This is a genomic window from Cyclobacterium sp. 1_MG-2023 (assembly GCF_030546805.1).
In the GTDB taxonomy this organism is placed as follows: Bacteria; Bacteroidota; Bacteroidia; order Cytophagales; family Cyclobacteriaceae; genus Cyclobacterium.
Genome location: NZ_JAUOPC010000016.1, coordinates 49,644 through 63,433, shown reverse-complemented (window position 1 = coordinate 63,433; position 13,790 = coordinate 49,644). Strand labels below are relative to the sequence as shown.

The 13,790-nt window shown below is 39.1% G+C and carries 11 protein-coding genes; all 11 read right to left on the bottom strand.

The window, feature by feature from the left end; translation table 11 throughout:
* Positions 1 to 294: 294 nt before the first annotated feature.
* The gene (gene rodA, locus Q4534_RS21100) at positions 295 to 1,569 is read right to left on the bottom strand and encodes a rod shape-determining protein RodA (protein WP_303615141.1); all 1,275 of its coding nucleotides are present in this window, start codon (positions 1,567 to 1,569) and stop codon (positions 295 to 297) included.
* Positions 1,570 to 3,372 carry a penicillin-binding protein 2 gene (gene mrdA, locus Q4534_RS21095; RefSeq protein ID WP_303615140.1) on the bottom strand — a complete coding sequence of 601 codons (1,803 nt, stop codon included), beginning with the start codon at positions 3,370 to 3,372 and terminating at the stop codon, positions 1,570 to 1,572.
* The gene (locus tag Q4534_RS21090) at positions 3,373 to 3,894 is read right to left on the bottom strand and encodes a rod shape-determining protein MreD (protein ID WP_303615139.1); all 522 of its coding nucleotides are present in this window, start codon (positions 3,892 to 3,894) and stop codon (positions 3,373 to 3,375) included. It lies immediately after the preceding gene.
* Complete coding sequence (mreC, locus tag Q4534_RS21085) at positions 3,891 to 4,724, bottom strand: rod shape-determining protein MreC (RefSeq protein WP_303615138.1); 834 nt, start codon at positions 4,722 to 4,724, stop codon at positions 3,891 to 3,893. The genes Q4534_RS21090 and mreC overlap by 4 nt, the downstream gene beginning before the upstream one ends.
* A 7-nt stretch (positions 4,725 to 4,731) precedes the next feature.
* Positions 4,732 to 5,760: a rod shape-determining protein gene (locus Q4534_RS21080; protein ID WP_303615137.1), complete on the bottom strand. Its 1,029-nt coding sequence runs from the start codon at positions 5,758 to 5,760 to the stop codon at positions 4,732 to 4,734.
* A 380-nt stretch (positions 5,761 to 6,140) separates the two neighbouring features.
* Positions 6,141 to 7,667 carry a bifunctional phosphoribosylaminoimidazolecarboxamide formyltransferase/IMP cyclohydrolase gene (gene purH / locus Q4534_RS21075; protein ID WP_303615136.1) on the bottom strand — a complete coding sequence of 509 codons (1,527 nt, stop codon included), beginning with the start codon at positions 7,665 to 7,667 and terminating at the stop codon, positions 6,141 to 6,143.
* 134 nt (positions 7,668 to 7,801) lie between these two features.
* Positions 7,802 to 8,359 (bottom strand): phosphoribosylglycinamide formyltransferase, encoded by a 558-nt coding sequence (gene purN / locus Q4534_RS21070; protein ID WP_303615135.1) that lies wholly within the window; start codon positions 8,357 to 8,359, stop codon positions 7,802 to 7,804.
* Positions 8,360 to 8,441: 82 nt separating this feature from the next.
* Entirely contained in the window at positions 8,442 to 9,395 is a 954-nt protein-coding gene (locus Q4534_RS21065; RefSeq protein ID WP_303615134.1) for a glycosylase, read from the bottom strand.
* A 24-nt stretch (positions 9,396 to 9,419) separates the two neighbouring features.
* Positions 9,420 to 10,292: a geranylgeranylglycerol-phosphate geranylgeranyltransferase gene (locus Q4534_RS21060; protein WP_303615133.1), complete on the bottom strand. Its 873-nt coding sequence runs from the start codon at positions 10,290 to 10,292 to the stop codon at positions 9,420 to 9,422.
* A gap of 92 nt (positions 10,293 to 10,384) precedes the next feature.
* Positions 10,385 to 11,167: a Rossmann-like and DUF2520 domain-containing protein gene (locus Q4534_RS21055; RefSeq protein ID WP_303615132.1), complete on the bottom strand. Its 783-nt coding sequence runs from the start codon at positions 11,165 to 11,167 to the stop codon at positions 10,385 to 10,387.
* 74 nt (positions 11,168 to 11,241) lie between these two features.
* Positions 11,242 to 13,770, bottom strand: a complete 2,529-nt coding sequence (gene ccsA, locus Q4534_RS21050) for a cytochrome c biogenesis protein CcsA (RefSeq protein ID WP_303615131.1) — start codon at positions 13,768 to 13,770, stop codon at positions 11,242 to 11,244.
* Between the last annotated feature and the right edge of the window lie 20 nt (positions 13,771 to 13,790).

Below are 13,790 nucleotides of genomic sequence, written 5' to 3'. Positions count from 1 at the left end.
TTAACTTCGATAGATAAATCACTAACCTTGGTGGAGAACAATTTTGGCGGTATTGTTGAAGAAGAACAGTACCGCCAAAATAGCTTCCATTTATAGGACAGCGATTAAATGTATAAACCCGCAATATGCAATAGAGCTTTTATTACTTGGTGTAACCAATTCAAAATAGGTCACTCCGTTGCTGTTTGGAGATTGCAACCCATTCATGAATCCTATTGCACAATCCGTTTGAGCTATCTTAGCCAATAGAATTCTTTGTTTGCATAGTAAGGCTGTCAAGGTTCAGTTCTATAGCTAGTAACTCCTTCCAAGTATTTGAATTCTATTGGAGTCAAGCTTAATGAAGATAAATAGCAATATAGTAAATGACCAAAGAGAAGATCCGCCATAACTAAAAAATGGAAGGGGAATACCTACTACAGGAAATAGGCCGATGGTCATGGCTATATTGATCGTAAAGTGGAAAAACAATAAGCTTACCACACAATACCCATAAATCCTTGAAAAGCGTGTTTTCTGTCTTTCTGCCAGAAAGACGAGCCGAAGCAATAAAGCCACAAATAAGGAAATCATAACCAGGCTGCCTATCCATCCAAATTCTTCTCCCAAAGTACAAAAAATAAAGTCTGTGTGCTGTTCAGGGACAAAGTCAAATTTTGTCTGGGTGCCTTCTAGGTAACCCTTCCCCAATAAACCTCCGGAACCAATGGCGATTTTAGATTGAGTAACATTCCAACCAACACCCAAAGGGTCTACACCCGGATCAAACAATACCATGATTCTGTTTTGTTGGTGATCGGGGAGCTTTTCTACTACATAGTCCAGGCTTAAGGCATAGGCGGTCATGATGCAGCCTAATAGAAGAAATCCCAAAGCATTTTTCCACGACTTTTTACTCAATATTATCAATAGGAGGATAAGCGCAGCAATGCTTCCAAACAGATAAAGATTGTTTTCAATGGCTAAGGTAAGAATCGTCAATCCCACCAAAGACAAGCCGATAACATAGTACTTCTGAGGCATGCCTTCCCTGTAAAGCATGATAAAAAAAGCACTGTAGACCATGGCTGTACCTGTGTCAGGCTGAAGTAAGATAAGCGCAATGGGAAGAAAGATCAGCCCTACAGCTTTCATTTGATCTTTAAGCTTACTTAAATCAAAACTTGGATTTTCCATTAACTTGGCCAAAACCAATGCTGTGGCAAATTTGGTAAACTCTGCTGGCTGTAACCTGAAAATCCCCAGTTCAAACCAAGCCCTTTGGCCATTGATCTCTTTACCTATAAAAGGGGTGAGCAAAAGTATAAGGATAAAAACAGCATACAATACCAGACTAAGGTTGTGGAATAGTCGGTAGTCTGCTACCATAATGATAATGATCAATATTACGGCCGTTCCAATCCATATCAATTGTTTCCCTGAATTTATGGAAAAGTCAAATATGGATGTGGCGTTTTGTTCATCATATACTGCAGCATAAATATTTAGCCAGCCAATGAAAACAAGTGCAAAATATAGCCCTATGGTAACCCAGTCTATTTTATGTAAATTGGTGTCTTTCTGTCTCACTTAGTAAATAAAATCTCCTTTTAGCACATATTCCTCCAACTCCGGTCTATTGACTTCCCCTGTCAGGTACTTTTCTATCAAAAGGCTCGCAGTACTTGCCGCTGCTCTTCCTCCCCATCCTGCATTTTCCACATAGACTGAAATGGCAATTTTCGGATTATCTTTGGGAGCAAAAGCAATAAAAACCGAATGGTCTTCTCCCGCAGGGTTTTGGGCTGTTCCGGTCTTTCCGGCAATTTCTATGTCTTCCATTATGGCCCTGGTGGCAGTGCCATATAGCGCCTCGGCCATTGCATCCTGTATCAAATCGAAATGTTTGGCATCAATTCCGGAATCTCTTTTTTCTTTGAACTTATCCGGTATTCTGGAGGGATCGTCGTTGATGGCCTTAACCAGATGCGGCGTATAATAATAGCCCTTATTGGCAAAAATGGCTGCTAGATTTGCCATTTGAAGTGGCGTAACCAACATTTCACCCTGCCCAATAGACAAAGAGTAAATGGTTGAATATTTCCAACGCCCTTTCCCATAAATTTTATCATAGAGGGCACTTGAAGGGATTGAACCCGACTTTTCACCATGGGTATCTATCCCAAGTCGATTACTCAATCCAAATTTCAGCACAGACTCTCTCCATTTGTCCAATCCTATTTGCGTATCCGTATAGGTGTTGGAAGAAATTTCCTGATTGATTACTTGCCTAAATGCTTGATGGTAATAGGGATTGCATGAATTTCTGATGGCACCAAAAAGGTTTACAGGAGAGGGGTGATTGTGGCAATTAACCAATGCCTTGTTACAAGCAAAAGTCGTGTTTGGCGTGATGATTCCCTCTTGAAGGCCGATTAGGGATTGTACAATCTTAAATATTGAACCCGGGGGATACATGGCCATGATTGGTCGATTAAATAATGGTTTTTCCGGGTCTTTATTCAAAACTTCATAGTTTTCTCCAAACTTTGCTCCGGTGAGTACATTGGGGTCATAAGAGGGAGCAGAAATGATAGAAAGAATCTCTCCGGTCTTAGGCTCGATGGCCACCACGGAGCCTCGCTTACCTTCCATAAGCTGTTCACCATAAAGTTGCAAGTTTAAGTCTATGGTAGACTGGAGGTTTTCACCAGGAACAGACATGGTGTCTAGATCACCGTTTTTGAAGGCTCCTTTTTCTATTCCTCTTACGTTGACCAATTTGTATTTTACGCCTTTTTTACCACGAAGCTCAGGTTCATAATAAGCTTCGATTCCACTATGGCCTACATAATCACCCTGGACATAATAGTTGCTACTGTCTCGGGAAAGTTGAGAACCGCTGATTTCTCCAATATAACCCAAAACATTCGCTGCTGAAGATCTCGGGTAGGAACGCACAGATCTGGTCATAACAAAAAGGCCTTTGTAATCGATGAGAAAATCTTGGACTTTGGCAAAATCCTCTTTAGAAATTTGCTTGATTAAAGGGTATGGTTTTACCCAAGAATATTGTTTAGCGGCAGTGAAATTCTTAATTAAATTTTCTTTTTCTATTTCAAATAACTCACAAAACCTGGTGGTATCTTTTAGGCTGAAATCTTTAGGGATAACCATTAGGTCAAAGACAGGGTCATTGAATACCATTAATGAATTGTTTCTGTCATAAACCAAGCCCCGGTAAGGGTGGTCTACTACTCTCTGAATGGCATTTCGCTCTGCTTTTCTTAGATAGCTATCATCCGTTACTTGTATCAAAAATAATTTGCCCAATAAAATTAAAGCAATTACCCCAATGGTTATGGCAACGACTAAAGACCTACCTGTGTACATTTATACTACCCTTTCTTTTTTGTAAAATATAGCCTGAACGATGGTTCCCAATAGAAATGTGAAAACCATACTGCTCAATACTCTTATAACGAGCGGGAGGTACAATTGTGTTCCTAAACTATCAATATAAAAAAATATAAAATGATGAATGAGGATTAGTGGTAAGCTATAAAAAATGTACCAGCCTATTCCAGTATTTAATAAAGTAGGGGGCACGTTATCATCATATCCTCCTGTGGGCATGATTACTTTTATCCAGGTATTGCGAACAAAAGCCAGAAAAACAGTGCTGGCGGCATGAATTCCGAAACTGTCATAAAATAAATCGATTAGCAAGCCCAAGAAAAAACCAATTAACAAGAGCGGGATTGTGGGGACTTCATGGGGCAGGTTTAGAAGGAAAAACACGTATAAAAAGCAAAATGCATAACCAAATAAGACCAAATCCTTCAGGATAAATACCTGAATCAGAAAGTAAATAAAAAAGCTTAAGCTATACTTGAGTATTTTAATTGTTGTCATTGATTAGGGGTCACCATTTCCATTTCCAAACTATCTATTTCTTCACGGAGATCATTTTTTACCAGATATACGAAGTTGAGTTTACTAAAGTCCGCTCCTAAACTAATCGTAATGTCTAGATAATTGGTCTCACTTCCTTGGGAAACTTCCTTCACTTTACCAATGGGTAAGCCTTCAGGAAATACTGCATTGTATCCCGAAGTTACAATTTCTTGTCCAGGTTCCACCTTTACATGGCGGGGAACGTAAAGCAGTTTTGCTTCATTGGAGTTTACGCCATCCCATTTTGTAGAGCCAAAGACTTCTGATTTCTTTATTTTGGATGAAATCAGAAGGTCTGTGTGCAACAAAGATATTACAGAAGAAAAATGACTGCTCGTACCTTTTACCCGACCAACAATTCCTTGTTCATTGAAAACCCCCATGCCTTCCTCCACACCGTCTAAACTGCCTTTATTCAGCGTGATATAATTTTGACTTAGGTTGATTGAGTTATTTATCACCCTTGCCGACCAGAAGTTGAAATTATTACTAAGGGAACTGTCTAAATTGAAATGAGCGGAATCAGTAATAGCAGTCATTCTATCCAACCGATTAAGCAAGGAGGCATTTTTTTCAGCCAATGCTTTATTGGTAGAATTGAGGGTAAAATACGAGACAAAATTGTTTTTTGAAGACAATAATCGCCCCGTAAATTTATTGCTACTATTAAAATAAACTGCTCCTTGGGGTGAATTATGCGTGAAAATAATCCCCAATGCCAGTAATTCCAGAATCAGAAAAAGAATAAATGCCCTTAGTCTATATAAAAATAGAAAGATTTGTTGCATTTTCTTTTTAAGTCATGAGAACAGTTCTGAATTGGTTGATATTTTTCAAGGCATTTCCTGTACCCCTCACCACGGCTCTCAATGGATCCTCAGCAATGTGTATGGGCAGCTTGGTTTTTTGATGCAACCTTCGGTCCAAACCTTTCAACAAAGCTCCCCCTCCAGTTAGGTGGATACCATTGTCATAAATGTCTGCAGAAAGTTCAGGGGGGGCTATCTCCAATGCTTTAAGTACAGCCTCTTCGATTTTAGATACCGACTTGTCCAAGGCAAAAGCGATCTCAGAATAAGAAACTTTAATTACCTTAGGGATGCCTGTCATCAAATCTCTACCTCTGATTTCATAATCTTCCGGCGGATCATCCAGCTCTGTTAAGGCAGAACCAATCGCAATCTTCACTTTCTCTGCAGATCTCTCTCCTATAAGCAGGTTGTGCTGCCTTCTCATATAATCTAAAATGTCCTTAGTAAAGGTGTCACCGGCAACCCTTATGGATTGGTCTGCAACTATCCCGGAAAGGGCAATTAGGGCAATTTCAGTAGTACCTCCACCAATATCTACGATCATGGATCCCATAGGTTTTTCTATGTCAATCCCGATACCTATAGCAGCAGCTATTGGTTCATAAACCATATAAACCTCCTTACCACCTGCATGTTCTGCCGAATCCCTTACGGCTCGTTTTTCTACCTCCGTGATACCGGAAGGAATACAGATGACCATTCTATGAGATTGGGGAAACATGCCTTTGTTGTGGCCCGGAATCATTTTAATTAAACCCCGGATCATTTGCTCAGCCGCATAAAAATCTGCAATCACCCCGTCCTTTAATGGACGGATGGTCTTGATGTTTTCATGAGTTTTTTCATGCATGTTCATGGCCTCACGACCTACCGCCAATACTTTATTGGTGGTTTTATCTATAGCGATTATGGATGGTTCATCCACAATAATTTTTTCTTTATGTATGATCAGCGTATTGGCTGTTCCTAAGTCAATGGCGATGTCACTTGAGAAAAAGTCGAATAATCCCATTTTGATCTGTTCTAAATTAAATGATTATTGTTACTTTAAATTTAACGCAATTAAATCCGAATAAATATCCGAAGCTGGCTTAAGTTCCAAGTTCCGGCGAGGCGTTATTATCAGATTTATCACGAATTAAGCAATAGTTATGCTATGATTAACTGGGAAAACTGCAATTTCTTACCCCTCCATATTCCTTTCATCCCTCAACCTTAATATAGGCTAATTTCAGGAGCTTTCAAGCCTTATTTTAAATTCGTTTTTCCTTTGTTATTTACCGGACCTAATATACCGGCAATGTAAAAGGAAAAACACTGGAAAACTGTATTTTCCAGTTGAATCCAATAAATAATCCTCTTGGCATCCAATGCAAAGAGGATTATTTTCAATTAATGTTTAAAATGTCTGACGCCTGTCATCACCATGCTCATGCCGTTGGCATCACAATAAGCAATACTGTCCTTGTCTTTGATAGAACCTCCGGGCTGTACCACTGCTGATATACCTTCATTACCTGCGATTTCTACACAATCTGGGAAAGGGAAAAATGCATCAGATGCCATTACCGCTCCTTTAAGGTCAAAACCAAAAGCTTTTGCTTTTTCTATGGCTTGTTTCAATGCATCTACTCTACTGGTCTGTCCTACACCACTAGAAAATAGCTGGTCGTGGTTACTTAGAATAATGGTGTTTGATTTGGTATGTTTACAGATCTTTAAAGCAAATACCAAAGCGTCCTTTTCAGCCTCTGTTGGAGAGAGCTTGGTTACGACCTTAAATTGATCTTTAGATTCTGTTTTCAGGTCCTTGTCCTGTTCCACAAATCCATTCAATAATGTTTTAACTTGCTTTGTCCCTTCGATATTCATTTTTTGCTTCAAAAGGATTCTATTTTTCTTTCCTTTGAGCAAATCCAAAGCATCTTGGTCAAAATCAGGCGCTATTAATACTTCAAAAAACAAGCTGTGCATGGCTTCAGCCGCAGCCAAGTCCACCGTTTTATTGGTAATCAACACCCCACCGAAGGCAGAAATCGTGTCAGCAGCAAAAGCTTTATCATAGGCTTCTTTTACACTTTCTCCGAGAGCAACACCACAGGCATTGGTGTGCTTAAGGATGGCAAAAGCAGTCTCTTCTTGGAATTCTGCAATTAGGGAAACAGCAGCATCCACATCCACCAAATTATTAAAGGACAATTCTTTGCCATTTAATTGGTCAAATAAGGCATTGATGTCACCATAGAAACGTGCTTCTTGGTGTGGGTTTTCTCCATACCTTAAATCTTTGGCAGATTCTTCACTAATTTTTAATGCAGGTATATTTTCCTCCTGATTAAAATAGTTGAATATATGTGTGTCATAATTGGAAGAAACTTTAAAAGCTTGCGCAGCAAAATACTTGCGGTCTGCCAATGAAAGTGCTCCATCTTGGTTTTTTAGTTTATCTTCTAATTCACCATATTGAGACTTGGAAGCTATGATGGTTACATCTTTGAAGTTCTTGGCTGCTGCCCTAATTAAAGCGATGCCTCCAATGTCGATCTTTTCAATGATGTCTTCCTCAGATGCCCCGGAGGCTACAGTCTCTTCAAACGGGTAAAGATCTACAATTACTAAGTCAATAGCCGGAATACCATATTCTTCGGCCTGCCCTATATCTCCTTTATTGTCTCTTCTGTGCAATATGCCTCCAAAAACTTTAGGATGAAGTGTTTTTACTCTACCTCCAAATATGGAAGGGTAGCCCGTCAACTCTTCTACAGGGATTACATCAGCACCTTGGTCTTCGATAAATTTCTGGGTACCACCGGTAGAATAGATGGTTACTCCCTGGTTTTTTAACTGTTCAATGATCGGTTCCAGGTTGTCTTTATAATATACCGAGATAAGCGCAGATTGTATTTTTTTTTCAGCCATTACTATAGTAATTTTTTATATTCAGTTCTATCTCTAAATTTTTATATTAAGATAAATTGATAGAAAAGGGAATTGTTTGGTGTTTACTTTTGAACTTAACTTTATGAAGTGACAAAGTTAGGAAAATCAAGGCATTAAATCAGACTTTCAATGATTTTTGGATAGTATTTATGTTCCAGAACATGGACTTTTTCAGCAATTTGTTCCGGGGTATCTGTTTTATCTATTTTTACAGCCGTTTGAAAGATAATTTTCCCCTCATCATAGTTTTCATTGACGAGGTGGATGGTAATTCCTGTTTCCTTTTCCTCTGCAGCTTTAACAGCCTTGTGAACATTGTCTCCATACATACCCCGCCCCCCATATTTTGGCAATAAGGCAGGATGAATATTAACCATTTGATTGGGAAAAGCTTTGATTAAATCTTCAGGGATTTGAAGCAAGAAGCCTGCAAGCACCACAAAGTCAGTTTTTTGATTGATAAGGAGTTCGGTAAGTTTGCCGCTTTCCAGCTCCGCTTTGGTGAAAGTATGGGAGGGAACACCATGCTTTTTCGCTCTTTCAAGCACATAGGCGGCCTTTTTATTTGACGCAATTAATGAAATGCGAGCTTTGGTAGAGCCCTGAAAATGATTGATAATTTTCTCTGCATTTGAACCGCTACCGGAAGCGAGAATGGCAATGTTTTTCAATGTTCAATTGGTTTTATTCCTTTTTGTAAAATTACAAAGTAATCTTTAATCTCAATCCCATAATTGCGAACTTAAATAAATCTTATTTGCTAGGGTAATGGATAACTACCTCAGGATGCATGGTGTAAAACCTGAATTTTTCTCCATCATATACAGGAAAACCACTGGATTTATTGTCACCCATGATTGGGTTTTCTGAGTATTTTGTCCAAGTCTTTAAGTCCGGAGATACTGCCATATTCATTGTCCAATCACTCCAGTCCTCTAATGATGTGGCATGGTAATAAGCGTAATAGTTGCCTTGATATTTGATTACTTTATTTACAGCCACCCCATACTTGTCATAAGCTTCGGGACCGATTTTAATGATTGGGTCATCCTGAACATTTGTCCATACCTTCCGGTCCTTTGAGGTGGCCAGCCAGATGCCCAGATCTCCTCGTTCGTAAAAAAGATACCATACTCCATCTTCTACCCATACTGTAGGTGTTCCGTAAGGTCCGTCACTTATCGGACTGCCATCCACTTTTCTTATATCAATGTCTCCTTGGTTTTCCCAGTGGATTCGGTCTGTAGAGGTTAGCATTTTGGCAATATCTCCCCTTCCTTCTGCAAACATATAATAAACTCCATCTTCTTTCCACACCATCATGTCTTCCACCCAACTTTCACTAAAAATAGGATTGTCTTTATAACGTGTCCATTCAATGCCGTCTTCCGAGAAAGCATAGCCTAATTTGAGCATCCTGTTATCATCATATTTATCAAAGCCGGTGTACCACATATGATAGCCGTCTTCTTCTTTCATGATAAAACCTCTTTCTCTTATGCCACTATCCCAGTCTCCTTCATTTGCAGCTGTAAAAATTGGGTTTTCAGGTAGGGGTGTGAATTTTGTAATTTCGTCAGGGAAAAGTTTTGGTTTTTCTTCGGTGAGGGCTTCTGCCTCTGTGTCGGATTGATTTTCACTTCCCGAGCAAGAAGAAAAAAGCAAAGGCAAAGTGATTAGAAATAGGATTAGAAGGTTGTTTTTCATGGTTAATAAGTTTTGAATTAGTGATTATAGAAACCCCATGCTCAGTATACCTGTGAGCATAAGAATTTTTGAAATGGTACTCAATTCAGTAAAATGAGATTTTCGATCTGCCTTATAAATTTTCACCATAAAGAAGATGAACAGTAAACTTAAGGCACCGAAATAAAGAAAGAGTTGCGGTTCATTAATTTTGAAAGTGACAAATAAAATAGAGGCCACAAAAAAGAAAGCAATAATAAATATTATGGTTTTGGTTTTCCTAAATCCCAGGACAATGGGTAAGGTCTTACATCCATGCTTCCTATCTCCATTTCGATCCTCAATATCCTTTAGGATCTCTCGCATTAAGTTAATGAAAAAGGCGAATAATGCATAGGTGAGGATTAATAATTCAGATTTTTGATAATAAATACCAACAATCCAAATGGCAAGACCGGTTAAGGAAGCTACTGTCAAGTTACCAATGAAGGGCAAGCGTTTGAGGGTGTTACTATAGAGCCACAATAAAAAGGCAGCAACAAAGGTGATGGCACCAATTTTAGGGTGGACCACTGTACCAATCAATATGCCTATAAAATTCATTATTGTATGAAGGATCATTACCATTCTCCTTTTCATGCCCTTGCCAATCACAACTGCCTTAGGTCTATTTACATAATCAATTTTAACATCATAATAATCATTGATCATATAACCTGAAGCCGTAAGAATTACAGTAGATATAATCAGCAAGTAGAGGTGATAATCTTCTAAAACAGGTAGGCCGGATTTGGTTGTGCCCACCAAAAAGAACGCGGTCATTAATTGTGCAAAGGCAACTAGAAGTAGGTTTTCTAGACGGATAATCTTTACAAACCCCCCAAAAGTAAAAACAGGTGACGCCTTTGGATTTTTCATGTTACAAAACTAATGAGATTACATTCAATCAAGGTAATATGGTCAAATTTTATATGGGTTATTGTTGGGTGCAATGAATTGGGAGACAGTGTTTAAAGTTCTTCCCTGTCCATAATGCTCTGAGAAATACTTCTGTAAATCTCTGCAAGCTGTTCATCGTAGGCCAAGAAATCGTGGTGATTTTCCATCGTATCAATATCGTCTCTTATTGCCGGTCCTGTTTGAGCATCAGCTGCACCTAATTGGAGTGTTTTATTCATTTGCTCAATAATCAGCGGTTTTAAAATATTAAAATCTAAGTCGTGCCGATTCATAATGGATTGCGCCAAATAGATCATGTGGTTGGTGAAATTGGCGGCGAATACCGCTGCTACATGTATTGATTTGCGCTCTTTGGATCGGATTTCATAAGCAGGGGATTTAAGGCTTTTGCAAAGTTTTTTTAATGTTTTCAAAGTCCCTTTATCTCCAGACTCCAAAAGAAAAGGTACTTCTTCAAATGATAATTCTCTGGTTTTAGTAAATCCTTGTAAAGGATATAAAATACCGGTATAATCTGCTGAACTGTAGGATAAAATATCCAAAGCCAATGTACCGCTGGTATGCACCAAGATACTCTCCTCAGGTAGTAAAATAGCTTCTGCTACAGAGGATACAGCTTGGTCGCTTACTGCAATAATGAAAAGCTTGGCATGGCTTTCAGTAAAATCAAGATGATCTTGAGCTTCTGTTGCATAAAGCCTTGAGGCAAGCTGGTTGGCTTTATGGATATCTCTGCCATAAATTTCCAAAACCTCATGTCCTGCATTTTCTAATGCAGAAGATAGATGCCAGGCTACATTTCCCGTTCCTATGACCGATACCGTAAGCTTCATGTGTATAAATTTATAAAAAAATAACCCCTAATGTTAATTAGGGGTTAAAATTTAAACCTTTTATTTAACAGCCGTTATTCCAGGCCTTTTGCTTTCATCTTTTGGAATTCATCAAATCTTCTATAAATGGCTACCGAAAAACCAATCAGCATAATGACAGTACCAAGCCATAATACATTGATCATTGGTTTTACTGCTGCTTTCATTACAACGTAGTCTTTTTGATAAGTATTGACCTTAAATACAAATTTGTTTTCTTCCGGAACAATATTATCCACTTCCACCTTGATGCCTAGGTCATGGTCTATATAATCAATTTTACCTACTTGATTTCCACGGATCAAAAACACAGGAGACAGTTCCTTCTTAACATCATAATCCATTATGCTAAGCACCGCTTTTACAGCAATGTCACCCTCCTCTAAAGCCACTCCATCAATTTCATTGACTACATCTGCACTTTCAAACTGGGTAACAAAGTCATTGATAAAGAATTGCTCCCCAGGAGCTGCATTAATGAATTGGTCGTCATTCCATTCCGGTTCTTCGTAATCATTGATGGCCGATACATGGGTGTAAAGGTCTTTGGTCAAATATTTTTTGGAGTCCGGAGATGAGATCAAGCCCATGGTTGGGTTTGGCTGTGACATTGGGAAAAGCGTGAATTTCAACTCTTCGCCTTGGTAGTACTCCACCTTAAAATAGGAGTTTTCCTCAAGGACTAAATCTAAGGTATCCCCTTTTTGGAAATAGGCTTTACCATCAACTTCAATGTTTTCAAGTGCCAAGGCTTCATTGATTCCTTCCAAGGATTCCATGGCGTCTGCTTTAACATAGCCCGGAACACCCACTACTTTCTTATACCGGCCCCTGTAGATGACTTCATAGTCCTTCATTTGAAGTGGTTTGTTGATCCAAAGTAGTACATTTTCCTTGTTCAGGTCATCTTCCCAATCCTTTTTGTAAGTCAATCCTGACATGTTGATAGAAATGGTATCTGAATAACCTGAAGAAAACATGATACCTATCAGGATCATTCCTAAGCCAATATGGGCAAGGGATCCCCCCGCCAACTTGAATGTCTTTCCCTTTAGTAATTTGAGTAGAATGGTACCATTGGCTACAATAGTGAATGCCCCGGAGAGAACAATTACGATATAGGTAATGTCGTAAACTTTGCCTAGGGTAATGATTATGGCAGCCAAAACCATAGAAATAATATATGGAGTGACCAAAGCATTTTTCAGGTCGTCTTTCGACATTTTGTTCCACCAGAAAAACTGTCCAACCCCTGTTAATAAAGCCAAAGCGACGGCAAACCAAAGCTGGAACTTTGTATAGAAGCCTATCTGATCAGCCGGAGGAGCCAAATTTGACAGCCCTCCAAATATTTCCACCAAGGCATTGTATGCAGGGATAGAAGTTGGGACAATTACTTGAAAAGCCATCAAGGCAAGGGTGGTGGCGCCAATGAATATCCAAAACTCTCTGGAATATACAGAGGCCTCTTTCTCAGAAGTTGGAATGTGTTTCCATTCTTTAACGGTAAGAAAGATGGCTATGGCCAAGAAGAACAGCATATAAATGAGTAATTGTCCGGACAGGCCTAGGTCTGTAAAGGAGTGTACAGAAGAGTCACCCAATACGCCGCTTCTTACCAAGAAGGTGGCATACAATACCAATATAAATGATGCAATTACCAGTACCATTGATGTTTTCAATGCTGTACTGCTTTTTTTGAAGGTGATCATGGTATGTATGGCAGCCACCATGATAAGCCATGGTACATAAACTGCATTTTCTACAGGATCCCAATTCCAATATCCTCCGAAATTTAAGGTTACATAGGCCCAATAGGCCCCCATAATTATCCCCATACCCAAGATCATGGCAGAGAAAATAGCCCAAGGCAATGCAGGTCTGATCCATTCAGAATATCGCTTGAGTGTCAAGCCTGCAATCAAAAATGCAAAAGGAACCAAAGTAGAGGCATAACCCAAAAACAAAGTTGGCGGGTGAATGACCATCCAGATATTTTGTAACAATGGGTTTAAACCGGTGCCGTCTTCAGGAATGTATTCCGGATTGATTTGAAAGATTGGTGCCTCCGAAACTTCACGCAATAGCATAAATGGAGAGCTACCAATTTTTAGGTCGCCTATAACAATTCCCAATATCATGGAAACCAAAAAGGCCTGTACGAGTGCAAATACCAACATTACCGGGCCTTCCCAGAATTTATTGGTATGAATAATAATCAGTCCTAATACAACATCCCAGAAAATCCATAGGATAAATGCCCCTTCCTGTCCTTCCCAGAAGCTGGAAATCATATAATGTACAGGCAGGCCTTTAGAGGAATGTGAATAGGCGTAAAAGTATTCAAAGCGATGGTTGTAGATAATTTCGAATAAACAGAAGGCTATGGATACCGCTGCAAATCCGTGGATATAAAAGGTGATTCTACTGAAATTTCTCCAGGATGGTTTATCCAACTCACTCGCACGGGTGTAATAATAGTAGGAAACAGCTGAGACCAAGGCACTGACAAAAGCCAGAATTACCATAAAATGCCCCAGGTTACCTATAAAGGTATTCATCATTATAAGGTTCTTTTTGAGTG